General features: G+C 70.0%; 19 protein-coding genes. 15 read left to right on the top strand and 4 right to left on the bottom strand.

From position 1 onward, the window contains the following. The 3 genes from ABDW59_RS08915 to ABDW59_RS08905 form a co-directional block, all read left to right on the top strand. The coding region (locus ABDW59_RS08915; protein WP_343629327.1) for an ATP-binding cassette domain-containing protein at positions 1 to 526 on the top strand (526 nt) is incomplete at its 5' end. A gap of 34 nt (positions 527 to 560) precedes the next feature. Next, the gene (locus ABDW59_RS08910; protein ID WP_343629326.1) at positions 561 to 1,718 is read left to right on the top strand and encodes an HlyD family type I secretion periplasmic adaptor subunit; all 1,158 of its coding nucleotides are present in this window, start codon (positions 561 to 563) and stop codon (positions 1,716 to 1,718) included. Between the two features lie 184 nt (positions 1,719 to 1,902). Beyond that, positions 1,903 to 2,568 (top strand): response regulator transcription factor, encoded by a 666-nt coding sequence (locus ABDW59_RS08905; RefSeq protein WP_343629324.1) that lies wholly within the window; start codon positions 1,903 to 1,905, stop codon positions 2,566 to 2,568. Between the two features lie 161 nt (positions 2,569 to 2,729). On the opposite strand, the gene ABDW59_RS08900 is transcribed toward ABDW59_RS08905, so the two are convergent. Continuing rightward, positions 2,730 to 3,944, bottom strand: coding sequence for an EAL domain-containing protein (locus tag ABDW59_RS08900; RefSeq protein WP_343629323.1), 1,215 nt, complete (start codon positions 3,942 to 3,944; stop codon positions 2,730 to 2,732). Between the two features lie 315 nt (positions 3,945 to 4,259). Here ABDW59_RS08900 and ABDW59_RS08895 point away from each other — a divergent pair, with 315 nt between their 5' ends. Beyond that, positions 4,260 to 4,919 (top strand): OmpA family protein, encoded by a 660-nt coding sequence (locus ABDW59_RS08895; protein WP_343629335.1) that lies wholly within the window; start codon positions 4,260 to 4,262, stop codon positions 4,917 to 4,919. A 135-nt stretch (positions 4,920 to 5,054) separates the two neighbouring features. On the opposite strand, the gene ABDW59_RS08890 is transcribed toward ABDW59_RS08895, so the two are convergent. Together ABDW59_RS08890 and ABDW59_RS08885 are read right to left on the bottom strand one after the other, a co-directional pair. Next, on the bottom strand, positions 5,055 to 5,261 hold the full coding sequence (locus ABDW59_RS08890) for a hypothetical protein (RefSeq protein ID WP_343629322.1): 207 nt from the start codon (positions 5,259 to 5,261) through the stop codon (positions 5,055 to 5,057). Between the two features lie 10 nt (positions 5,262 to 5,271). After that, entirely contained in the window at positions 5,272 to 5,802 is a 531-nt protein-coding gene (locus ABDW59_RS08885; protein WP_343629321.1) for a hypothetical protein, read from the bottom strand. A gap of 253 nt (positions 5,803 to 6,055) precedes the next feature. Between ABDW59_RS08885 and ABDW59_RS08880 the strand changes: the two genes are divergently transcribed. The 9 genes from ABDW59_RS08880 (at position 6,056) to paoC (ending at position 17,581) form a co-directional block, all read left to right on the top strand. Continuing rightward, on the top strand, positions 6,056 to 6,232 hold the full coding sequence (locus ABDW59_RS08880; protein ID WP_067271457.1) for a DUF1328 family protein: 177 nt from the start codon (positions 6,056 to 6,058) through the stop codon (positions 6,230 to 6,232). Between the two features lie 56 nt (positions 6,233 to 6,288). After that, a complete protein-coding gene (locus ABDW59_RS08875; protein WP_343629319.1) occupies positions 6,289 to 6,825 on the top strand; it encodes a ferritin-like domain-containing protein in 537 nt (178 codons plus the stop codon). Continuing rightward, on the top strand, positions 6,822 to 8,351 hold the full coding sequence (locus tag ABDW59_RS08870; RefSeq protein ID WP_343629318.1) for a phospholipase D-like domain-containing protein: 1,530 nt from the start codon (positions 6,822 to 6,824) through the stop codon (positions 8,349 to 8,351). The genes ABDW59_RS08875 and ABDW59_RS08870 overlap by 4 nt, the downstream gene beginning before the upstream one ends. A gap of 26 nt (positions 8,352 to 8,377) precedes the next feature. Then, a complete protein-coding gene (locus tag ABDW59_RS08865) occupies positions 8,378 to 10,810 on the top strand; it encodes an AsmA family protein (protein WP_343629316.1) in 2,433 nt (810 codons plus the stop codon). Positions 10,811 to 10,822: 12 nt separating this feature from the next. Then, positions 10,823 to 11,239, top strand: coding sequence for a response regulator transcription factor (locus ABDW59_RS08860; protein WP_343629315.1), 417 nt, complete (start codon positions 10,823 to 10,825; stop codon positions 11,237 to 11,239). 140 nt (positions 11,240 to 11,379) lie between these two features. Further along, the gene (locus ABDW59_RS08855) at positions 11,380 to 13,560 is read left to right on the top strand and encodes a diguanylate cyclase (protein ID WP_343629314.1); all 2,181 of its coding nucleotides are present in this window, start codon (positions 11,380 to 11,382) and stop codon (positions 13,558 to 13,560) included. Between the two features lie 69 nt (positions 13,561 to 13,629). Next, entirely contained in the window at positions 13,630 to 14,391 is a 762-nt protein-coding gene (gene paoA, locus ABDW59_RS08850; protein WP_343629312.1) for an aldehyde dehydrogenase iron-sulfur subunit PaoA, read from the top strand. Beyond that, the gene (locus ABDW59_RS08845; protein ID WP_343629311.1) at positions 14,388 to 15,374 is read left to right on the top strand and encodes a xanthine dehydrogenase family protein subunit M; all 987 of its coding nucleotides are present in this window, start codon (positions 14,388 to 14,390) and stop codon (positions 15,372 to 15,374) included. Before paoA ends, ABDW59_RS08845 begins: the two co-directional genes overlap by 4 nt. Further along, positions 15,371 to 17,581 (top strand): aldehyde oxidoreductase molybdenum-binding subunit PaoC, encoded by a 2,211-nt coding sequence (paoC, locus tag ABDW59_RS08840; RefSeq protein ID WP_343629309.1) that lies wholly within the window; start codon positions 15,371 to 15,373, stop codon positions 17,579 to 17,581. Before ABDW59_RS08845 ends, paoC begins: the two co-directional genes overlap by 4 nt. 30 nt (positions 17,582 to 17,611) lie before the next feature. Here the strand turns inward: paoC and ABDW59_RS08835 are convergent, their stop codons facing one another. Continuing rightward, a complete protein-coding gene (locus ABDW59_RS08835; RefSeq protein ID WP_343629308.1) occupies positions 17,612 to 19,882 on the bottom strand; it encodes an ATP-binding protein in 2,271 nt (756 codons plus the stop codon). A gap of 76 nt (positions 19,883 to 19,958) precedes the next feature. On the opposite strand from ABDW59_RS08835, the gene ABDW59_RS08830 reads away from it, so the two are divergent. Together ABDW59_RS08830 and ABDW59_RS08825 are read left to right on the top strand one after the other, a co-directional pair. Continuing rightward, a complete protein-coding gene (locus tag ABDW59_RS08830) occupies positions 19,959 to 20,660 on the top strand; it encodes a heavy metal response regulator transcription factor (protein ID WP_343629307.1) in 702 nt (233 codons plus the stop codon). Positions 20,661 to 20,793: 133 nt separating this feature from the next. Continuing rightward, positions 20,794 to 21,582, top strand: coding sequence for a Crp/Fnr family transcriptional regulator (locus ABDW59_RS08825; protein WP_343629306.1), 789 nt, complete (start codon positions 20,794 to 20,796; stop codon positions 21,580 to 21,582). Positions 21,583 to 21,640: the final 58 nt, after the last annotated feature.

Genomic DNA, 21,640 nt, shown 5'->3' with positions numbered 1-21,640 from the left:
GATGGCCTATTGCCCGCAACATCCGTGGCTGTTCTCCGGGACGCTGCGCGAGAACCTGCTGTTCGGACTGCCGGACGTCAGCGACGAGCAGTTGCTGGCCGCCTGCCAGAAGACCGGCCTGTGGCACTTGGTCGCGCAACATCCGCTCGGCTTGGACCGCAAGCTCTCCGAGGGCGGCCGTGGCCTGTCCGGGGGGCAACGCCAGCTGGTAGCGATGACCCGTCTGATGCTGGCCCAGCGCAAGCTGTGGCTGCTCGATGAGCCGACCTCCGGCATGGACGACGGCCTGGAGCACGCCACGATCCGCATCATGAAGCAGGAGATGCGCCAAGACACCACGCTGCTGCTGGTGACCCATCGGCTCTCGCTGCTGGCTCTGGTCGAGCGCGTGATCGTGCTGTCGCCGCAGGGCGTGATGCTGGACGGCCCGCGTGACGAGGTCATCGCCCGCCTGCAGCAGCGTCCCGCGCCACAGGTCGCGGCGCCCGACATCGTTCGGTCCGCCCCCACGGCGCTCGCCGGTTGACGCGCGGACCCGACACACCGATACGAGGCAACAAATGAAACCGATTCTTTCCTCCCATGACAACCAGCACGGTCTGCGCTGGACCGTGATCGCCATCGTCGCCGCGCTCGGCGCCGGACTCTGGTGGGCCGCCGAGGCCGAGATCGACCAGGTGACTCGCGCTGGCGGCAAGGTCATGGCATCCTCCCGCACACAAGTCATCCAGGCGCCCGACGGAGGTGTGGTGGAGAAACTGTTCGTACAAGAGGGAGCATTCGTTCGCAAGGGCGACTTGCTCGTCCAGTTGGACGACACGAAGGCGCGCGCCGCGCTGGCGGATTCGTCCGAGAAGTCCGCGGCCCTGAACGCCGCGCTGGCCCGGCTGCGCGCCGAGACGCTCGGTACGCCCTACCGGCCCGCCGGCAACAGCGGCTTCGACGCGATCCAGCGCCGGCTGTACGAGCGCCGCCAGACCGCGCTGCAAGAGGACCTGGCCGTGCTGTCCAAGTCGGCCGATCTGGCGCGGCACGAGGTGGAGCTCAACGAGCCGCTGCGCAAGGCCGGCGACATCAGCGCGGCGGAGTTCCTGCGCCTGCAGCGAGCCGCCAACGAAGCGGCCGGCCAGGTCACCACGCGTCGCAACAAGTTCCTGCAGGACGCCCAGGCCGAGCTGGCCAAGGCGGAAGAGGATCTGGCGAGCATCCAGCAGGTGCTGAACGACCGCCGCGGCAACTTCGAGCACACGCAGTTGCGCTCGCCCGTGGACGGCCGGGTCAACCTGATCACGCAGACGACGGTCGGCGCGGTGCTGCGTCCGGGCGACGAGATCATGCAGCTGCTGCCCAGCGGGGATGAGCTCATCATCGAGGCGCGCCTGCGCGCGGCCGACATCGGGTTCGTCCGTCCCGGCATGCGGGCGGCGGTCAAGCTGGACGCCTTCGACTACAGCATCTACGGGGCCCTCGACGGGGAGGTGACCTACGTCAGCCCCGACGCGCTGACCGAGCGCACCCAGCAAGGCGGCGAACAGCCCTACTACCGGACCCATATCCGTATCGACGGCACGCGCTTCAAGGGAGCGCGTGCCGGGAAGATCGTGATCCAACCCGGCATGACCGCGACCGCCGAGATCATCAGCGGCCGGCACACCGTACTGGACTATCTGCTCAAACCCGTGCGCAAGACCTTCTCGGAATCGCTGGGCGAGCGCTGAGCCACGGTGTCGCGGCGGCCGCACGCCTTGGGCAGGGCCGCCACTCACGCCCCTCATTTCTCGTCATCCACGATCCACTTTCCACAGTCCAACGTCGATCACGCCGCTCACGAATCACTCCCTCGCGCATCGCCATCCGACTCCGACCCGTCATCCACAACAACTCGTTCAACCAGGGGAATCCATGATCACCGTCACCATCATCGAAGACGACGCCACCGTCCTGCAGCGCCTGATCGACGTCGTGTCCGCCAGCAGCGCTTGCCAGATCGTGGGCATCGGTCGCAACCGCGGGGAATCGGTCTCCGCCATCCTGGCCAACCGCGCCGACATCTATCTGGTCGACCTGGGCCTGCCCGACGTGGACGGCATCGACCTGATCAAGCTGATCAAGGAGAAGTGCCCCGACGCGCACAGCATCGTGATCAGCACCTTCGGCGACACCAAGCACGTGATGCGCAGCCTGCGCTCCGGCGCCTCCGGCTATCTGCTGAAGGAAGAGATCCAACCCAGCCTGATCGACAAGATCATCGCCACCCACAACGGCCACGCGCCCCTGAGCCCGGCCGTGTCGCGCGTGGTGCTGACCGAGATGAAGACCCTGGAAACCGGCGTCAAGCCCAAGGTCAACAAGGATCAGAAACTCAAGGATCTGGGACTGGGTCAGCGCGAGTGGAGCGTGCTCCATCTGCTGATCGAGGGCCTGCCCATCGTCGACATCGGCAATCGGCTGTCGATCTCGCGCTTCACCGTCAACCAGCATCTGCGTTCGATCTACCGCAAGCTGAACGTCAACTCGCGCGCGATGGCCACCAGCGTGGCCCGCATGCACGGCCTGGTCGACGACTGACCGGCCGCCGGCCCGGCCATCGGGCCGGATCCGCAGATCCGGCCATTCATCCAGCCAACAGCAAAGCCGCCCGAGGGCGGCTTTCTTGTTGGCTGGAACTGCGGGGGTCTGGTGTCTCGACAGCCAGACCCGCGATCAGGCGGGGTCTGCAGCGTCACGATTCAGGCGGCGGCCTTCTCGGATGACGCGTCGCCCACGCCGGTGTGCTTCTCCGGGACGGAGCTGCTCCGCTTGAAGGGGTTCTCGCCGCGCGGCGCCAAGCGCATGCGCAGCAGCTGCTTGCAAATGCAGAAGCTGAGCTTCTCCAGATCCAGCGGGCTCCGAACTCGACCGTCTCGACGCAGGCGCTGGTGGGTCTCCGACAGTTCGCCGCGCAACAGAGTCGCCAGCTCCCGGTCTCGGCCGTGAACCGCCGCGATGTTCAGGATCGCCAACCAGGCCAGCAGCACCGCGCGCGGCAGCGAGAGCATCACATCGGTCAAGGACTCCGACACCACCGCGTACTGCGGCGCATGGATGGCCTGGATGCGCAGCAGGCGCGCCACCAGCGCGGGATGGCGGCCGGCCAACAACGCCATCGAGCTCTCCGAGACGCCGGCGCATGCCAGCAGATACAGCTGACCCGTCAACCGGCTGTCGCAACCGGGCAGCGCGCGGACGGCCACCGTCGCCGGACGCGCCACGCCATAGCCCTGGAAGTAATCGGCGCCCATCAGCTTGAGCTGCTGCCAGGTGGCGGCGTCCTCCACCTTTTCGGCGATCACTGCCAGACCCAGTTGATGCGCCTTGCGAATCAGCGCCTGCAGGTCCACCGCATCCAGCCCCGGCACATCGATCTTGGCGAATTGCACCCAGGGCGCCAGCGCCCAGCGCGGATCGTCCAAACGCACCAGGTCGTCCAGCGCGAAGCGATAACCGCGACCATGAAGATCGCGGATCCGGTCGATCAGCGCGTCATCGACGCTCACAGTTTCCAGCAGCTCGATCACCCCGACGTCCGGCGTCAGCGCTTCCGCGATGGGACTCATCAGGCAGCCGGCGTCCATGTTGACGAGGAGGTCGCCGATGGGGTGCTCGGCCGGCGTGACGCCGGTCAACAGCTCGCCGTCGATCAAGGCATTGGAGAGCACCGCCGCAGTCGCGTAGGAGCCCAGTTCCGGTCCGACGCCGCCGTCGCTGGCGTTCCAGCGGAACAGCAGTTCCGTGGCGACCACCTTGCCGGAGCGATCGACGATCGGTTGATGGGCGTAACGGACATGCGTGCCCACATGTTCCCGCTCGGTCGGGGCGGCCGCGAAGCCGGTGCCGGCGGTGTCGTGGTCAAGAGATGAGACGCCGTTGACGGAGGCGCGACCGGAGGCTTCGAGGGGCGACATGCGGGCTCCAAAAGAATGCCTCGATGCTATGAATCCGCCTCTGCATCCCGAATAGCAAACATGAGTCATGGGTGCCGCGTCGCTAGCAGGAATCAAGTTGTCATCCTGACTTGAATCGCGGACGTTGATCGAATCGCGGTCGCCTCGGCGAACCCATGCGACAAGCGCTGTCGCGTCGGGGCGCTCGTCGGCCCGCGGGGCGACGCTTGGGTGCCGCGATTGCCCTTCCAGGGCGATACTCATCCCTCGTCGGGCAGCGCGTCATGCGCCGCGCCGCCAGGCTGTTCCATTGATTCAGGAGAAGCAAACATGCAGATGCGACACCCTCGCGCGGCCCTGGCCGTGATCGCCCTCGCGGCGCTGGCGGGCTGCGCCAACATGGATGAACGTCAGCGCGGCACGGCCGGCGGCGCCGCCATCGGCGCGGTCAGCGGCGCCGTCATCAGCTCCGCGACCGGCGGCAAGGCCGGCACTGGCGCATTGATCGGCGGCGCGCTCGGCGCGGTGGCCGGCAACGTCTGGTCGCGCCACATGGAAGACAAGCGCCGCGCCATGGAGCAAGCCACCCAGGGCACCGGCGTCGAGGTCACCCGCACCGCCGACAACCAGCTCAAGCTGGACGTCCCCAGCGACATTTCCTTCGCGCTCAACAGCGCGACGCTGGAACCCCGTCTGCGCCCCGTGCTGGACGCCTTCGCCAACGGCTTGAACAGCAATCCGTCGCCGACCGTGGTCCGCGTGATCGGCCACACCGACAACACCGGCTCGGACGCGATCAACGATCCACTGTCGCTGCGTCGCGCGGAAAGCGTGCGCAACTATCTGTCCGATCGCGGCGTGCGCTCGGACCGCATCGAAGTCGCGGGTCGCGGCTCGCGCGAGCCGATGGTGTCCAACGACACCGCCGAGAACCGCGCCAAGAACCGCCGTGTCGAGATCTTCCTGCGCGAACCGCAGCAAGGCAGCGGCGGTTGAGCTTGACGCGGATCAAGACCTGACTCGCGTCAGGCATGAAACGAAACAAGGGCGTCGAAGGACGCCCTTGTTTTTCATTTTGGCTGGCCACTGGCGACCGAGTCGGTCGCCGCGTGCCAGCCCTCTTCGCGCCCGCTAGGGCGCGGGCTTCGCCGGCCCAGGTCCCATGTGGGGCCCGGTGCGGTGCAGCGCACCGCCCTCGCCTTCCCAAGTCGTCACTTCCTCGGGCTTCGCATGCGAGGTCTTGAGACGATGTTCCTGCCGGCGCGCCTGCCACTGCCACAGCGCGTAGCCGGCCAAGCTGGACAGCGCCAGCGGGAGGATGCGTTTCATCAGCGCCATGGGAGGCTCCTCAGCGCGCGGGCGCGCCGTCCTTGGGTTGACGCGGCGGCGGCACATCACGGCGCGGCGCAGCGGGTGGCGTCGGCGCCGACGCAGGCGCGCCGGCGGCGGTCGGGTTCTCTTGAACCATGCGATCGATGCGGGTCAGGATGCCGCCGCTCTCGACGCTGCCGTCCCGCGTGCCCTGACCCTGCACCATCATCCGGCAGTCCTCCCGGTCCTCTTCCCGCACGCGCTGGCAGCGCAGCATCGCGTTGTTGGCGAGCTCCTGCGTGCTGGCCGTCTTCAGGTTGCCGCGCAGCGCCTCCTGGCGAGCCGCTCCGGCTTCCTTGAGACAGGTCTGCTTGTTCTGCCCCGTGCGGCCAGCCAGACAGTCCGCGCGCTCCTTCTCATACGCGGCCTGAATATCGGACTTCTCGGCCTTCGCCGATCCGGCCGCGAATGCGGGCGTGGCCACCATCATGACGGCCGACAGCACAGCCCCGGCGGTCACCAGCGCGGTGGCGGACGGGGTGAACAGGGTCTTCTTGAGCTGCGTCATCTCGATTCCTTTCCGGCGCTCGGCGCGCCGCAGAACAGCGATGGAGCAAGACTAGGTCGCCGGAGCCGCCGCGTCTGTCATACCGCGCCGGAGCCGGCTGTAGGACGAGTCCGGCAGCGTCACGCGACGCGCGCGATCAAGCGGCGTCCCGTCCTACAGCGGGACGTGGGTCCGGCTGATCCCCCTGGCGAGGGGCCCGCTTCTACAGTGGCTGCAAGCGCCGCGTCGCGGCCTCCGCAGAAAGGACACCGTCATGTTGAAGTGGGCTCTCATCTTCGCCGTCATCTCGCTGGTGGCTGGCGTGCTCGGTTTCACCGGCCTGGCCGCAGGCGCGGCCGGCATCGCCAAGATCCTCTTCGGGATCTTCCTGGTCATCTTCCTCGTGCTGCTGGTGCTGGGCATCACCGGCGTGAACGCGCTGCGCAAGTGACGCCGCGCCTGATTCACCCGTCCCCCGCATCCCATCCGATTTCAGAGGAGCCAGCCATGAACGCCCCCGAACATCAGCAGCTGAAGCTTGACGAGCAAGCCTTGCAGCGTGCGCGCCAGCACCTCGACGACGGTCCCGTCACGCCCAGCTACGGTCCGTGGCGCGACGAGGTCGTCCAGCTGCTGCAGGACGCGCTCGCCACCGAGCTCGTCTGCGTGCTGCGCTACAAGCGCCATTACTTCACCGCGCACGGCCTGTCGTCGCCACGCATCGCCGAGGAGTTCCTCGAGCACGCCACGCAGGAGGCCGTGCACGCCGACCGCCTGGCCGAACGCATCGTCCAACTGGGCCGCGACCCGGACTTCAATCCGGACTCGTTGACCAAGCGCAGCCATGCGGACTACGACGAAACCTCCGACCTCAAGGGCATGCTGCGATCCAACCTGATCGCCGAGCGCGTCGCCGTCGAGGCCTATCGGCAGATGATCCAGCTCATCGGCGACAAGGATCCGACGACGCGGCGCATCCTCGAGGAAGTGCTCGCCGAAGAGGAAGAGCACGCCGACGACCTGGCCGACCTGCTCAAGGAATGAGCCCCGTCGCGGCCTCGACCCCGGCCCGCCCCGGCCCGCGCCTGGGCGCGATGCTGGCCGGGCTCGGGCTGAGCGTCGCGCTGGTCGCCTGCGGCACGCCGCGCCCGCCCGTCAACGGTCTGCTGCCGGAGCCTCCCGCCGCTGCGCCCGCGTTGACGCGCGTGGCGGCGCAGGTCGACGTCGTGGGCCCTCGCGGCCCGCTCAATCAGGCGCGCCGCGAGCAGGCGTTGCAGAGTGCCGCCTCGCAGGGAAAGGCCGAGCTGCTCAAACGTCAGATCGCCGCGATGTCCAGTTTCGGCGACGTCGATCTGTACGCGGGCAACGAGGCCCGCCTGCTGATCGACGGCCCGGCCACCTTCGCCGCGATGTTCGATGCCATCGGCAAGTCGCGCCGCCAGATCCTGCTGGAGAGCTACATCATCGAGGACGCCGAAGTCTCGCGCCGGCTCGCGGACCTGCTGCTGCAGCGGCGGGCGCAAGGCGTGCAGGTGGCCATCATCTACGACGCCGTCGGATCGCTCGGCACGCAGGACGCCTACTTCGACCGCATGCGCCAGGGCGGCGTCGCCGTCTGCGCCTTCAATCCGGTCAACCCGCTCAAGCGGACCCGCTATCACAAGATCACCCACCGCGACCATCGCAAGATGCTGGTGGTCGACGGCGAGACCGCCATCACCGGCGGCATCAACATCAGCGCCGTCTATTCCTCGGGCTCCGGCGGCATCGGCAGCCGCGGCTCGCGCAAGGCGGCAAAGCCTGACCCCGGTCCGCGCCCGGCTTCATCGGCATCCGCGGCCTCGGCGCCCGGCGATGCCACCTCCGCGCCCGATCGCGGCTGGCGCGACACCATGGTCCAGGTGCGCGGTCCGGCGGCGCAGGCGCTGCACACGCTGTTCCGCGAGACCTGGACCCAGCAGCAATGCGAGGGCGCGATCATGGCCGCCGCCGAGGTCCAGCCCGCCGCGCGCGCCGCCGGTCAGCAGCTGATGCGCGTGGTCCCGTCCACGCCCAATGACACCGAGAACCGCATCTACACGCTGCTGCTGGGCAGCATCCGCGCCGCGCAACGCAGCGTCTACCTGACGATGGCCTATTTCGCACCGGGCAAGGACATGGTGGACGCGCTGTGCGACGCCGCCTCGCGCGGCGTGGACGTGCAGCTGATCCTGCCCTCGCAGAGTGACTTCGCGCCGGTGATGCACGCCGGCCGCAGCCATTACGAGCGCATGCTCAAGGCGGGCGTCAAGATCCATGAGTTGCAGGATGCGGTGCTGCATGCCAAGACCGCCGTGATCGACGGCGTGGTCTCCACCGTCGGCTCCAGCAACATGGATTGGCGCAGCTTCGTGTTCAACAACGAAGTGAATGCCGTCGTGCTCGGCGAGGACTTCGGCGACGCGATGACGCGCATGTTCCAGCGCGACGTCGCCGCGTCCCAGACGATCACGCTCCCGCGCTGGGAGCAACGCGGGCTGGTGCAACGGGGGAAGGAGTTCTTCTCCAGCCTGTTCGAGCAGTGGTGGTGAACCACAACATCAAGAAGGAGTCCGCCATGAACGCCCAGCCGCCAACGCCGCCATCGCCCTCGATGCCGCCGACCACGTCGGCAACGCCCTCCCCCAGCGGCGCTCCCCACGAGGACTCCACGCGGAGCGCGACCGCGCGTAATCCTCGCCACGGCTGGCGCGGTTGGGCGCTGGGCGTCGCCGTGTTGGTGGGCCTGCTGGTCGTCGCCGTCGGCGTGTGCGAATGGCTGGGCTGGCCCTTCCTGCGCCGCCCGGCCGAGCAATGGCTGAGCCAGAAGCTGGACCGATCGGTCACCTTCGAGGGCGAGGGCCGAAGCGCCTGGCAACTGCGCCTGATCGGGAATCTGCGGCTCAAGACCCATTCGCTGACCATCGGCCCGCCGAGCTGGAGCACCCTGGGCAGCCCGACGGTGCAGGCCACCGACGCCGCCCTGGTGCTGCGCTACGGCGACCTGCTCGCCGTGCGCCACGGCGGTCCGCTGCGCGTGAAGGCCCTGCGCGCCGATGATCTCAACCTGCGCCTGGAGCGAGACGTCGAAGGCCGCGCCAGCTGGCAGTTCGGCAAGCAGCCCGACAGCGACACGCAAGTGCGCAAGCGCCCCGCCATCGACGGCGTCAGCTTCGACCTGCTGGAGGTCCGCAACGGCACCGCGCTGGTGGACGACAAGATCGAGCGCGCCTCCATCCTCGCGCGCTTCGCCCTGCGCGAGACCTGGGGCAACGCGGACCGCGGGGCTTCGGCTGCGTCGGGCGCGTCCTCGACTCGTGAGCCGGCTCAGGTCTCCGGCTCGGCGACGGTGGGTGCGCGGGCAGCCAGCGCCGCAGCCTCCGGCACTCGTCTGGCGGTCGATTTCGGCGAGCGCCTGGCCGGCAAGCCGCGCGGCACCTCGGATCCCGAACCCAGCCCCGGCGAAGGCGGCCGCTACGGCGTCACCGCGCATGCGGAGGGCCATTACCGCAACCTGCCGGTGCAGGCCTCGCTGCAGACCGGCTCCGCGCTGCCCTGGCTGTCCTCCGACCCCAACGCCCCCGCCGTCCCGGTGACCCTGCGCGGCAACATCGGCAAGGCCGAGCTGAGCTTCGACGGCGAGGTCCGCGATCTGTTGGTCAGCCAGGGACTGGTGGGCACCTACAAGCTCAGCGGCCCCTCGCTGGCCGCCGTCGGCGAGCCCCTGGGCGTGACGCTACCGACCACGCCGGCCTTCGCCATGCAAGGCAAGCTGACCCGCGAGGGCCCACGCTGGAAGACCGCCGTCAGCCGCGCCACCATCGGCCGCAGCCAGCTGAGCGGCGATTTCGTCTTCGACAAGTCGCCCAACGCCCTGCCCAAGCTCACCGGGCAGTTGCGCGGCAGCGTGCTGTGGCTGGCAGACCTGGGACCGGCGGTCGGCGTGCCCGCCGATGCAGCGGCCCGCAAGGCCGTCCGGAGCGTCGACACCAGCACCCGAACCAACGCCAACGCCAGGGCGAAGACCACCGGCAAGGCCGGCGCCACGACCGGCGCGGAAGGCAGCCCCAAGGTCAACGCCAAAGCTGGCCGCGTGCTGCCGGACAAGCAATTCGACCTGCCCTCGCTGCGCGCGATGAATGCCGATGTCGACGTCAAGCTGGCGCGCTTCGAATCGGGCACCGCACTGCTGCAGGCCGCCGAGCCGCTCAACGCCCGCATCGTGCTGCAGGACGGCGTGCTGCGCATCCAGGACATCGACGCCCGCGTCGCCCGCGGCCAGTTCGCCGGTCTGGTCCAGCTGGACGGCCGCGAGCCGCGCGCCAAGTGGGTCGTGCGGCTGCGCGTCAGCGGCGTGCGCCTGGAGCAATGGCTGAAGCTGCAGCGCAAGGACAGCCAGCCTCCTTATGTCAGCGGCGTGATGGGCGGGCGCATCGCGCTGGACGGGACCGGACGCTCCACCGCCGAGCTGCTGGCCACCGCCGACGGCCGCATGGTGCTGTACTGGACCGAGGGGACGGTGTCGCACCTGCTGGTCGAGGCGGCCGGTCTGGACATCGCCCAGGGCCTGGGCATGCTGGTGCGCGGCGACGAAGGCCTGAAGGTCAGCTGCGGCGTCGCCGACCTGCGGGTCAAGGACGGGGAAGTGACGCCCAAGCCTTTCGTCGTGGACACGACCGATTCCCTGGTGCTGATGGAGGGCGGCATGTCGCTGGCGACCGAGCGGCTGGCGCTCAAGGCCCGCGTGGAGCCCAAGGACAAGACGCCGCTGTCGCTGCGCACGCCGCTGCACATCGACGGCACGCTGGGCGATCCGCGCATCAGTCTGGAGAAGGGGCCGCTGCTCAAGCGCCTGGTGCCGGCGGCGGTGCTGGGCCTGGCCGTGACGCCGCTGGCCGCGATCGTGCCGCTGATCGATCTGGGCGAGGACCCGGATGACGAAAGTCGGGCGGCGCTGTCGGAATGCAACGCCCGTCTGGCGCCTGTGACGAAGCGACCCGCCGGATCGTGATAATCGGCGCCCATGTCCTCGCCCGACACTTCCACCGCCAACGCTTGCGCACCGCTGAGTTGCTTCCTCGTCGAGGACAGCGCGCTGATCCGCGAGAACCTGGTCGCCACGCTGCAGGAAATGCTGGCGCTGGAAGTGGTCGGCCAGGCGGAGGACGAGGCCGGCGCCATGCGCTGGCTGCATGACGAGGCCGTCCCCTGCGACCTGGTCATCATCGACATCTTCCTCAAGCGCGGCACCGGCCTGTCGCTGCTGCCCAAGGCCCGGCTGATGCAGCCCGAGGCCAAGCTGGTCGTGCTGAGCAACTACGCCACCGTCGACATGCGCCGTCGTTGCCAGGAACTGGGCGCCGACCGCGTCTTCGACAAGTCCAGCGAGCTCGACGAGCTCATCGCCTACTGCCTGGACGTGGCGGCCTCCAAGGCCTGATCCGGCACCGACGCCGACAGCCCCATGCGGCCCCACCGCGAGCCTGATCTCGGGGTGATTCAGACGTTCCCTTCGGGGCAAGACCCGGCTCGCCGCGCCGTGGCGTCGCGGTTAGGATGGCCGCTTCGCCCTCAGTCCCGATGGAACGCGTCCACAACCGCCCCGCCCGCCCGCTGTCCCGTCTCCTGCTCTGGCTGGTGGCGGGCAACCTTGTCGTGGCCGCCGCCATCGTCACGGCGACGGTGCTGGCGCTGAGCGCCAGCGGCGAGTCGGACAAGGTCCGCGCCCGCGAGACCACCGAGAACCTGGCCAGCAGCCTGAGCATCGAAATCGGCGCGGAGCTCAAGCAGGTGGACAACGCGCTGGCCACGCTGGCGCTGCAGCACCGCCGCGCGGCCGCGGGGGGCACGGACCTTCGCAAGGCCATGGAACGCGCGATCTCGGATCAGCGCAGCCTGCTGCCGCAGGTCGACGCGATCCGCATCACCGATGCCCGGGGTCAGGTCTTGTACGGGCTGGCGGCCGAGGAAGGGACGCTCAACGTCGGTGACCGCGACTACTTCCAGCGCGCCCGCGAGTCCGACACGCTGGTCATCTCCGAGCCCCTGTTCGGCCGCGTGCTGCGGCGGTGGGGCATCGTGGTGGCGCGGCGGCTGGAGACCGACGCAGGCGACTTCGCCGGCATCGTCTACACCTCGCTGTCCAGCGAGCACTTCATCGAGAGCTTCAAGGGCCTGACCATCGGCACCGAGGGTGCGATCTCGCTGCGCACCCGCAGCCAGCGGCTGATCGCGCGCTACTCGGCGGCGGAGCCGCATTCGATCCGCGGCATCGGCGACATCATCGTGTCCGAGGACCTGAAGCGTCAGATGGCGGCCGACCCGCGCCAGGGTTGGTATCTGACCAAGACCCGGTTGGACAACATCGAGCGCATCACCTGCTACCGCCAGGTGCGCGGCTATCCGCTGACCGTGTTCACCGGCGCCAGCACCGGCGACTTCCTGGCCGCCTGGCGCGGCGAGGTGCTGCAGCAGAGCGCGCTGGCAGCGCTGGTCATCCTGACCACCGTCGGCTGCTCGGTGCTGCTGTTCCTGCAGCAGCGCCGCGAGCGCCGCTCCGGCGAGGACCTCTCGCGTCTGGCGCTGGAGCAGAACCTCATGCTGGACAACGACATGGTCGGCATGATGCGGCTGCGTGACCGCAGCATCGTGTGGAAGAACCGGGCGCTGGAGTCGGTCTTCGGCTACGCGCCGGGCGAGCTGATGGGGCAATCCACGCAGCGGCTCTACATGGACATGGGCTCGTATGAGCAGGTCGGCTCCGCCGCCTATCCGGCGATCGAGTCGGGCCAGCGCTACCGGACGCAGCTGCGCATGCGCCGCAAGGACGGCACGCCCGTCTGGATCGACCTGAGCGGCGCGTCGGTGTCGGCGCGGGAGTCGCTGTGGATGGTCATCGACATCACCGCGATCAAGGAGAGCGAGGCCACCGCCCAGCATCTGGCGGTGCACGACGCGCTGACGGGGCTGCCCAACCGGGTGCGCTTCACCGAACGGCTGGCCGGCGCGCTCGCGCTGCTGGATGAGCGCCTGGGGCTGGTCGCGGTCTGCTACGTGGACCTGGACGGTTTCAAGGACGTCAACGACCAGCATGGCCACGAGGCCGGCGACGTGGTGCTGCGGGTGACCGCGCAGCGGTTGCTGGCGGGCGTGCGGGCGCACGATCTGGTGGCGAGGCTGGGGGGTGACGAGTTCGCCGTGCTGCTGACCTCGCTGCGCGGCGAGGGCGAGGCGGCTCCGGTGCTCCGGCGCATGCTGGCGACGCTGCGCGAGCCGATCCGGCTGACCGACGGCACCGAGGTCAGCATCGGCGCCAGCATCGGCATCGCGTTTGCCCCGCACCATGGCCGGCAAGCCGAATCGCTGATGCGTTTGGCCGACTCGGCGATGTACCACGCCAAGCGCGCCGGCAAGCACCGGTTCGTCTCGGCCAGCAGCCTGTCGAGCGCCGCCATGACCGCCACGAATTCCTCCTCCCCCTCCTCCGCTTCCGATTCATACGACCCCGACCGCCGAGATGGGGGCGACGGGGGCGTCGGGAGCGCGTTGTCGTCCGATCGACGCGGCGGCTCGGCGGGTGGCCCGGACACGCCCGACAAGTCTCAGGGCAAGTCGCAGGACACGGCGCCCCGTCCGCACGACCCGGGTCCGCCGCCGGTGCCCGATCATTCCTTCGACGAGTCGGTCGCCGGCGAGGAAGACCCGGGCGCCACGCTCGACGGCGAGGACAGCAGCCGCTTGCCGCCCCCGCGCAAGCGCTGAACGCCGCACGGGCACAGAGCTTGCCGCCCTGCGGGTTCGCCGACACCGGCCTGCCAGGAGTGCCCCAGCATGGACCTCGACACGGATCTTCAGCCCGCGCGCGCGCCCGCGTCGCCGCCTTCAGCGGGCGCCGCCCCGCCCTCCGGCCCCTTCTGTCCGATTTCCCGCCGCGGCCTGCTGATCGCCGGCGCGGGCGCCTCCGCCGTCGCGGCGACCGGCGCGCCGCTGGACGCCGCAGCGCAGGGCGCCGCACAGTCCGCCCATGCCCCGCCGCCTCAGGAGAACCTCGTGGCCACCACCCGCGTGACGCTCAGCGTGAACGGCCAGACCCACACGCTGGTGCTGGACAACCGGACCTCCCTGCTGGACATGTTGCGGGAGCACTTGCAGCTCACCGGCACCAAGAAGGGCTGCGACCACGGTCAATGCGGCGCCTGCACCATTCACCTCGACGGACGCCGGGTCAACTCGTGTCTGACGCTGGCGGCGATGCACGAGGGCAGCCGCATCACCACCATCGAGGGCCTGGGCACGCCGGAGAAGATGCATCCGCTGCAGAGCGCCTTCGTGCGCCATGACGGCTATCAATGCGGCTACTGCACGCCGGGCCAGATCTGCTCGGCGGCGGCGGTGCTGGAGGAGCTCAAGGCCGGCATCCCCAGCCACGTCACCCCCGACCTCAAAGTCCGTCCGCTGCTGTCCGTCGAGGAGCTGCGCGAACGCATGAGCGGCAACCTGTGCCGCTGCGGGGCCTATTCCAACATCATGGACGCGCTGGCCGACGTGGCCGGCCTGCCCCTGCCGAGCGCCGGCGAGCGGAGGTCCGCATGAAGCCCTTCACCCTCGAGCGCCCCCAGTCGCCGCAAGCCGCGGCGGCGGCCGCCGCGCAGCGCCCCGGCGCGCGCTTCATCGCCGGCGGCACGAATCTGCTCGACCTCATGAAGCTGCAGATCGAGACGCCCACCCACCTGATCGACGTCAACGGTCTGGGCCTCGACCGCATCGAGCCGGCCACCGACGGCGGGCTGCGCATCGGCGCGCTGGTGCGCAACACCGATCTGGCCGCCGACGCCCGCGTGCGGCGCGATTACGGCGTGCTGTCGCGCGCGCTGCTGGCGGGCGCCTCGGGGCAGTTGCGCAACCGCGCGACGACCGCCGGCAACCTGCTTCAGCGCACCCGCTGCCCCTACTTCTATGACACCGACCAGCCCTGCAACAAGCGCCGTCCCGGCAGCGGCTGCGGCGCGCTGAGCGGCGGCATGGCCCGGCAGCTCGCGGTGATCGGCGGCAGCGAGGCCTGCATCGCGACCCACCCCAGCGACATGGCCGTCGCGATGCGGGCACTGGACGCGACCGTCGAGACCGTCCGGCCCGACGGCCAGGCGCGCCGCATTCCCATCGCCGACTTCCACCGGCTGCCCGCCGACACGCCGCAGGTCGAAACCGTGCTGCAACCCGGCGAGCTCATCACCGCGGTCACGCTGCCGCGGCCGATCGGCGGCACGCAGCTGTATCACAAGGTCCGCGATCGCTCGTCCTACGCCTTCGCGCTGGTGTCGGTGGCGGCCATCGTCCAGCGCGACGGCGCCGGACGCGTCGCGGTCGGCGGCATCGCGCCCAAGCCCTGGCGCGTGGACGACGCCGATCAGCGGCTGCGTCAGGGCGCCTCGGCAGCGGCTCAGGCGCTGCTCGCCGGCGCTCGGCCGACGCCGGACAACGCCTTCAAGCTCGATCTGGTCGAGCGCACCGTGGCCGCGGTCCTCGCGCAGGCCCGGGCCACGCCTCCAGCGGGAACGACCGGGAGCGCCTCATGAAGTTCGACACCCCCGCCACCACCAATCCCATCGATCAGCTGCGCATCGTCGGCAAGCCGACCGATCGCATCGACGGCCCGCTCAAGACCACCGGCACGGCGCCCTATGCCTACGAGCGGCACGACGTCGCCAAGGACCCGGCCTACGGGGTCGTCGTCGGCGCCGGCATCGCCAAGGGCAAGCTCACGCGGCTGGACGTGAAAGACGCCGAGCGCGCCCCTGGCGTGCTGGCCGTCGTCACCGCGGAGAACGCCGGCAAGCTCGGCAAGGGCAAGATGAACACGGCCCGGCTGCTGGGCGGGCCCGAGATCCAGCATTACCACCAGGCCATCGCGGTCGTCGTCGCCGAGAGCTTCGAGCAGGCCCGCGCCGGCGCGGCGCTGATCCGTGCCGAGTACGCGCCCGACACCGGCGCATTCAGCCTGTCCAAGGCCATGGCGTCGGCCAAGCCGCCCAAGGCCGACGACGGCCCCGGCGGCACGCCGCCCGAATCGCGCGTGGGCGACTTCGAGGCCGCCTTCGCCCAGGCGCCGGTGACGCTGGACCAGCGCTACACGACGCCCGACCAGTCGCACGCGATGATGGAGCCGCACGCGACGCTGGCGGTCTGGGAAGGCGACCGGCTCACCGTGTGGACCTCCAACCAGATGATCGACTGGGGGCGCGGCGATCTGGCGCGCACGCTGGGCATCGGACGCGACAAGGTCCGGCTGATCTCGCCCTTCGTCGGCGGCGGCTTCGGCGGCAAGCTCTTCCTGCGCGCCGACGTGCTGATGGCGGCGCTGGGTGCCAAAGCCAGCGGGCGCGCGGTCAAGGTCGCGCTGCAGCGGCCGCTGATGGCCAACAACACCACGCACCGGCCCGCGACCGTGCAACGCATCCGGCTGGGCGCCGAGCGCGACGGGCGGCTCACCGCGATCGCGCATGAGAGCTGGTCCGGGGACTTGCCCGGCGGCAGTCCGGAGACCGCCGTCGCGCAGACGCGGCTGCTGTATGCCGGCGCGAATCGCCTCACCGCGATGAAGCTGGCGGTGCTGGATCTGCCCGAGGGCAACGCGATGCGCGCGCCCGGCGAGGCGCCCGGCCTGATGGCGCTGGAGATCGCCATCGACGAGATGGCCGAGCGACTGGGCATGGATCCGATCCAGCTGCGCATCGTCAACGACACGCAGGTCGATCCCGAGAAGCCCGAGCGCCCGTTCTCCCAACGCCGCCTGAGCGAATGCCTGCGCCTGGGCGCGGAGCGCTTCGGCTGGAGCCGGCGCACCGCGCCCGCGCAGCGGCGCGAAGGCCGCTGGCTGATCGGTCTGGGCGTGGCGGCGGCCTTCCGGAACAACCTGGTGATGAAGTCCGCGGCCCGCGTGCGCCTGGACCGCCGCGGCATGGTCACCGTCGAGACCGACATGACCGACATCGGCACCGGCAGCTACACCATCCTGGCGCAGACGGCGGCCGAGATGATGGGCGTGCGGCTGGATCAAGTCGTGGTCCGGCTGGGCGACTCGGCGCTGCCGGTGTCGGCGGGCTCGGGCGGGCAATGGGGCGGCAACAGCTCGACGGCGGGCGTCTATGCGGCCTGCATGGCCTTGCGCGAGCTGATCGCGCAGAAGCACGGCTTCGACCAGGACGCCGTCTTCGTCGACGGCGAGATCCGTGGCGGCGGCAAGCGGCTGACGCTGGCCGAGGCGGCCGGTCAGGCGGGCCTGGTGGCCGAGGACAAGATGGAGTACGGGGACCTGGGGAAGAAGTACCAGCAGTCCACTTTCGGCGGCCACTTCTGCGAAGTCGCGGTGGACGCCTTCACCGGCGAGGTCCGCGTGCGCCGCATGCTGGCGGTCTGCGCGGCCGGGCGCATCCTCAATCCCAAGTCCGCGCGCAGCCAGGTGATCGGCGCCATGACCATGGGCGTGGGCGCCGCGCTGATGGAGGCGCTGCATGTGGACGAGCGCCGCGGCTTCTTCGTCAACCATGACCTGGCGGGTTACGAGGTGCCGGTGCACGCCGACATCCCGCATCAGGAGGTCGTGTTCCTGGACGAGACCGACCCGGTGTCCTCGCCGATGAAGGCCAAGGGCGTGGGTGAGCTGGGCATCTGCGGCGTCGCGGCGGCCGTGGCCAACGCCATCCACAACGCCACCGGCGTGCGGGTCCGCGACTATCCGGTGACGCTGGACAAGCTGCTCAAGGGGCTGCCGCCGTTGGCTTGAGGCCAGCCTGAGCGCCGTATTGAGCGGCGGTCAATCGGCCGCGGGCGCCCGCGCCGGATTCATCGCCTCGGCCAGCACGTCGGCGAGCGCGTCCACGTCGTAGGGCTTGGCCACCAGCGGCACGTCGGGCGCCTCCTCGATGCGCACCGGATGGCCGCTGGCCAGCACCACCGGCAGCGTCGGCTTGAGCACCCGCAGCGTGCGCACCAGGTCGACGCCGCTGCGGATGCCCGGCATCACGATGTCCGACAGCACCACGTCCGCGGCCAGCCCGCTGCGCAGCAGATCCAGCGCATGGTCCGCCGTCGGCGCGGTCTGCACGCGGTAGCCGCGATCCTCGAGCGCCTGCGCCGTGAGCTCGCGCACCGAGGGCTCGTCCTCCACCAGCAGCACCAGCCCGGTGTGCCGGCCCGGCGTCGGCGCGACGCCCGTCGAGACCTCCGGGTTGGCGTCCTGCGCGCGCCCCAGCGAGCGTGGCAGCCACAGCGTCACCTCGGTCCCCAACCCGATCTTGCTGACGATGGCCGCCGTGCCGCCCGCCGACTTGGCCAGCGCGTAGACCTGCGCCAGTCCCAGCCCCGTGCCCTGCCCCACCGGCTTGGTCGTGAAGAAGGGCTCGAAGGCGCGTTCCATCTGTTCCTGCGTCATGCCGTCGCCGCTGTCGCGCACGGCGACGGCGACGTACTCGCCGGCGGCGAGTTCGGGCGCCGGCAGCGCCACGTCGTCCGTGCCGAACACGCGGTTGTGCGCCGACACGATGAGCCGGCCCCGTCCGTGCATCGCATCGCGCGCGTTCAGCGCCAGGTTCAACACCGCGAGCTCCAGTTGCACCGGATCGGTCCGCACCGGCCACAGCGCGTCGTCGACGATCAGCTCGACCTCCACCGCGCTGCCGACCGCCCCTTCCACCAGCGCCATCAGCTCCGGCAACTGACGACGCAGATCGATGACCGTCTCATGCCCGACCTGCTGACGGCCGAAGGCCAGCAGCTGACGCGTCAGCTGCGCCGCCTTGCCGGTCGCGCGCTGGCAGGCGTCCAGCGCCGCGTCGCCGCGCGGATCCTGGCTGAGCCGCCGCGCCAGCTGCAAGCCCGTCGTCATCGTCTGCAGCAGGTTGTTGAAGTCGTGCGCGATGCCGCCGGTCAGGCGGCCCAGGGCCTCGAGCTTCTGGCTGCGCAGCGCCGCCTGCTGGGCGTCGCGCGTCTGGGCGACCGCCGCCTCCACCTCCTCGCGCAGACGCAGCTCGTTGCCGGCGCGCTCGCGGCTGGCGGTGGCCAGCGCGCGCTGCACGACGTCGATCTCCTCGATGCCGGCGGGGGTCTCCTCCACCGTGCCGCCCCGGCCCATGCGGATCGCGTCCTTGCGCAGGCGGCGCAGCGGCATCTCGATGGACTGGCTCATGCGCCGCGCCAGCAGCAGCGCCAGCACGATGAACAGCAGCGACAGGCACAGCGTCATCGCGAAGGCGGTCCAGGCGCCCTTGGCGAGTTCCTCCTGGCTGAGCCCGATCAGCACCACCCAGCCCGAATCGGGCGCCCGGCTGAACACGGTGAACACCGGCACGCCGTCCAGCGTGCGCGCGTCCACCACGCCGCGATCGGCGGCCTTCATCGCGCGCAGCATGTGGGCGCTGGCGCGCTGGCCCACGCGCTTCTCCGGATCCTTGGTCCGCGCGATGACCGTGCCCTCGCGGTCCAGCACCACGCCCAGCCAGCCCTCGGGCAGCGGCTGCTGGCGGAAGATCTGCTGCATCGCGCCCACCGGGCTGCCGTAGCCCAGGTACATGGGCCGGCCCATCACCGTCACCGGCACCCGCACCGCGAAGCTGGGCATGCGGTCCACCGGGCCGAGGTACAGGTTCGAAACGATCAGCCGGCGCTTCGGATCGATGCCGCCGACGAAGCCGCGCGAGTCCGGCAGTTGTCGGCCCCAGGGGATGCGGGTGTTGATCAGCTGATGGCCGCGCTCGTCGATCAGGGCGATGGTGTTGCCGGTACCGCCGACCAGTCGCAGGGCCTCGCCGTGAAACTGCTCCAGCCGGCCCTCGGCCAGGCTGGGCGACACGCTCAACGCCTGCAGCAACGCGGTGCGCACGGCCATCTCGCGATCGGCGACCAGGCTCAGCGCCTCGGCGGTTTCGGTGGCGGCCGAGATCGCGGCGCGACGCTCGGCGAGAAAGACCGCCACGCCGGCGATCACCGACAGCAGCAGCGTCGGCAGCACGATCAGCCACACCATGGCGCGCAACTTGCCGTTGACGGACCCGGTGCGCGGCAGCGTGAAAGAGGTCCGGTGGCGCATGATCGGGCGATTCTAGGGAATCCCGGCGTCGCGCTCGTGAGCCGCCGCACCGGACTTGCCCGGGGAAAACACTCGCATGAAGCTTCTGGTGATCGAGGACGAATCGCGGCTGGCCGACTACCTGCGCCAGGGCTTGACGCAGGAGGGCTTCGTCGTCGATGTCGCCTCGGACGGTGTGGACGGCCTGCATCAGGCCTCGGAGGGCCGCTATGACCTGGTGCTGCTGGACGGCACGCTGCCCGGCATCGACGGTCTGGCCGTGGTCGCGGCGCTGCGCCAGCAGGACCACACGCATGCGCTGCCGGTGGTCATGATCACCGCCAGCGACGCCGTCGAGGACCGCGTGCGCGTGCTGCAGACCGGCGCCGACGACGTCCTGTCCAAGCCCTTCGCCTTCTCCGAGCTGGTCGCCCGTGTGCAGGCCCTGCTGCGTCGCGCCGCCACGACGCCGGCGGCGGAGGCCACGCTGCTCAAGCTCGCCGATCTGGAGCTGGACCTGCTGCGCCGCAAGGCCTCGCGCGCGGGTTGCCGGGTCGAGCTGACCGCCAAGGAATTCAGCCTGCTCACGCTGCTGCTGCGACGCCAGGGTCAGGTCTTGTCCCGCACCGAATTGGCTGAGCAGGTCTGGGACATGAACTTCGACGGCGGGACCAATGTGGTCGAGGTGGCCGTGCGGCGGCTGCGCGCCAAGATCGACGCGCCGTTCGACGTTCGACTGCTGCACACGGTGCGTGGCGTCGGTTACGTGTTGGAGGACCGCGCGGCCGAGGCGGCCTAAGCCTGCGGAAGGCCCTTGTCCACTGAAGATTGCGCATACCGACAGGCACGAATGAAACCGATGGATACGCGGTACGGGCACGGTGCTTGCCATCTCTCCCGCTGGAACCGCTGTCGGGTTCCTGGAGCTGTCGATGTCCCTGTCCCTTGCCGCAACAACTTCCACCGCGCCGCGCGAGCCGCGCGTGAACGCCCTGCTGGTGCAGATGCCACCGGAGGATCAGGCGCGCTGGTCATCGCAGCTGGAGACCGTCGAGCTGCTCAAGGGACGCGTGCTCTTCGAGGCGGGCAGTCCCGCCACGCACGTGTACTTTCCCATCACCGCCATCGTGTCGCTGATCCACACCACGCGTTCCGGCGCCTCGGCGCAGGTGGCGATGATCGGGTCGGAAGGCGCGGTCGGACTGGCCGCGGCGATGGGCGGCGAATCCGCCGCGTGCCGCGCGGTGGTGCAGCGTGCCGGTCTGGCGTACCGCGTGCGCGTCGGACTGGTGCGCGAGGAGTTCTCGCGCGGCGCGCCCATGCTGCTGCGCTACGTGCATTCACTGCTGACGCAGACGGCGCACACGGCCTTGTGCAATCGGCATCACTCGCTGGAACGTCAGCTCTGCCGCTGGCTGCTGTCCTGCCTGGACCGTCAGCATGGGCACAACGAGTTGTCGGTGACGCAGGAACTCATCTCGAGCCTGCTCGGCGTGCGCCGTGAAGGGGTCACCGAAAGCGCCCAGCGCCTGCAAGGCGCCGGGCTGATCCGCTACTCCCGCGGTCATATCGCGGTGCTGGATCGCCCGGGCCTCGAGGCCCGGGCCTGCGACTGCTACGCGCTGCTCAAGCTGGACTTCCAGCGGCTGTTGCCTCAGGACCCGGACGGCGTGAACGCGGCCACCTCTGCCACCTTCGCGCCCGTCGCCGTGCAGGCCTGAGATCCGTCGCCGGATCTGACGCCGGACACCTCGCCGATCCGCTCGGCGATCCGCTCGG

This window comes from Roseateles sp. (genome assembly GCF_039595295.1).
Lineage (GTDB): Bacteria > Pseudomonadota > Gammaproteobacteria > Burkholderiales > Burkholderiaceae_C > Roseateles.
Note: the sequence above shows the minus strand (reverse complement) of the source record. Positions and strands in the feature narration are given on the sequence as shown.

What these genes read in the sequence shown, in the direction of transcription:
- ABDW59_RS08910 (WP_343629326.1), top strand. Translation starts at nt 561, where the DNA reads ATGAAACCGATTCTTTCCTCCCATGACAACCAGCACGGTCTGCGCTGG.
- ABDW59_RS08905 (WP_343629324.1), top strand. Translation starts at nt 1,903, where the DNA reads ATGATCACCGTCACCATCATCGAAGACGACGCCACCGTCCTGCAGCGC.
- ABDW59_RS08900 (WP_343629323.1), bottom strand. Translation starts at nt 3,944, where the DNA reads ATGTCGCCCCTCGAAGCCTCCGGTCGCGCCTCCGTCAACGGCGTCTCA.
- ABDW59_RS08895 (WP_343629335.1), top strand. Translation starts at nt 4,260, where the DNA reads ATGCGACACCCTCGCGCGGCCCTGGCCGTGATCGCCCTCGCGGCGCTG.
- ABDW59_RS08890 (WP_343629322.1), bottom strand. Translation starts at nt 5,261, where the DNA reads ATGGCGCTGATGAAACGCATCCTCCCGCTGGCGCTGTCCAGCTTGGCC.
- ABDW59_RS08885 (WP_343629321.1), bottom strand. Translation starts at nt 5,802, where the DNA reads ATGACGCAGCTCAAGAAGACCCTGTTCACCCCGTCCGCCACCGCGCTG.
- ABDW59_RS08880 (WP_067271457.1), top strand. Translation starts at nt 6,056, where the DNA reads ATGTTGAAGTGGGCTCTCATCTTCGCCGTCATCTCGCTGGTGGCTGGC.
- ABDW59_RS08875 (WP_343629319.1), top strand. Translation starts at nt 6,289, where the DNA reads ATGAACGCCCCCGAACATCAGCAGCTGAAGCTTGACGAGCAAGCCTTG.
- ABDW59_RS08870 (WP_343629318.1), top strand. Translation starts at nt 6,822, where the DNA reads ATGAGCCCCGTCGCGGCCTCGACCCCGGCCCGCCCCGGCCCGCGCCTG.
- ABDW59_RS08865 (WP_343629316.1), top strand. Translation starts at nt 8,378, where the DNA reads ATGAACGCCCAGCCGCCAACGCCGCCATCGCCCTCGATGCCGCCGACC.
- ABDW59_RS08860 (WP_343629315.1), top strand. Translation starts at nt 10,823, where the DNA reads ATGTCCTCGCCCGACACTTCCACCGCCAACGCTTGCGCACCGCTGAGT.
- ABDW59_RS08855 (WP_343629314.1), top strand. Translation starts at nt 11,380, where the DNA reads ATGGAACGCGTCCACAACCGCCCCGCCCGCCCGCTGTCCCGTCTCCTG.
- paoA (WP_343629312.1), top strand. Translation starts at nt 13,630, where the DNA reads ATGGACCTCGACACGGATCTTCAGCCCGCGCGCGCGCCCGCGTCGCCG.
- ABDW59_RS08845 (WP_343629311.1), top strand. Translation starts at nt 14,388, where the DNA reads ATGAAGCCCTTCACCCTCGAGCGCCCCCAGTCGCCGCAAGCCGCGGCG.
- paoC (WP_343629309.1), top strand. Translation starts at nt 15,371, where the DNA reads ATGAAGTTCGACACCCCCGCCACCACCAATCCCATCGATCAGCTGCGC.
- ABDW59_RS08835 (WP_343629308.1), bottom strand. Translation starts at nt 19,882, where the DNA reads ATGCGCCACCGGACCTCTTTCACGCTGCCGCGCACCGGGTCCGTCAAC.
- ABDW59_RS08830 (WP_343629307.1), top strand. Translation starts at nt 19,959, where the DNA reads ATGAAGCTTCTGGTGATCGAGGACGAATCGCGGCTGGCCGACTACCTG.
- ABDW59_RS08825 (WP_343629306.1), top strand. Translation starts at nt 20,794, where the DNA reads ATGTCCCTGTCCCTTGCCGCAACAACTTCCACCGCGCCGCGCGAGCCG.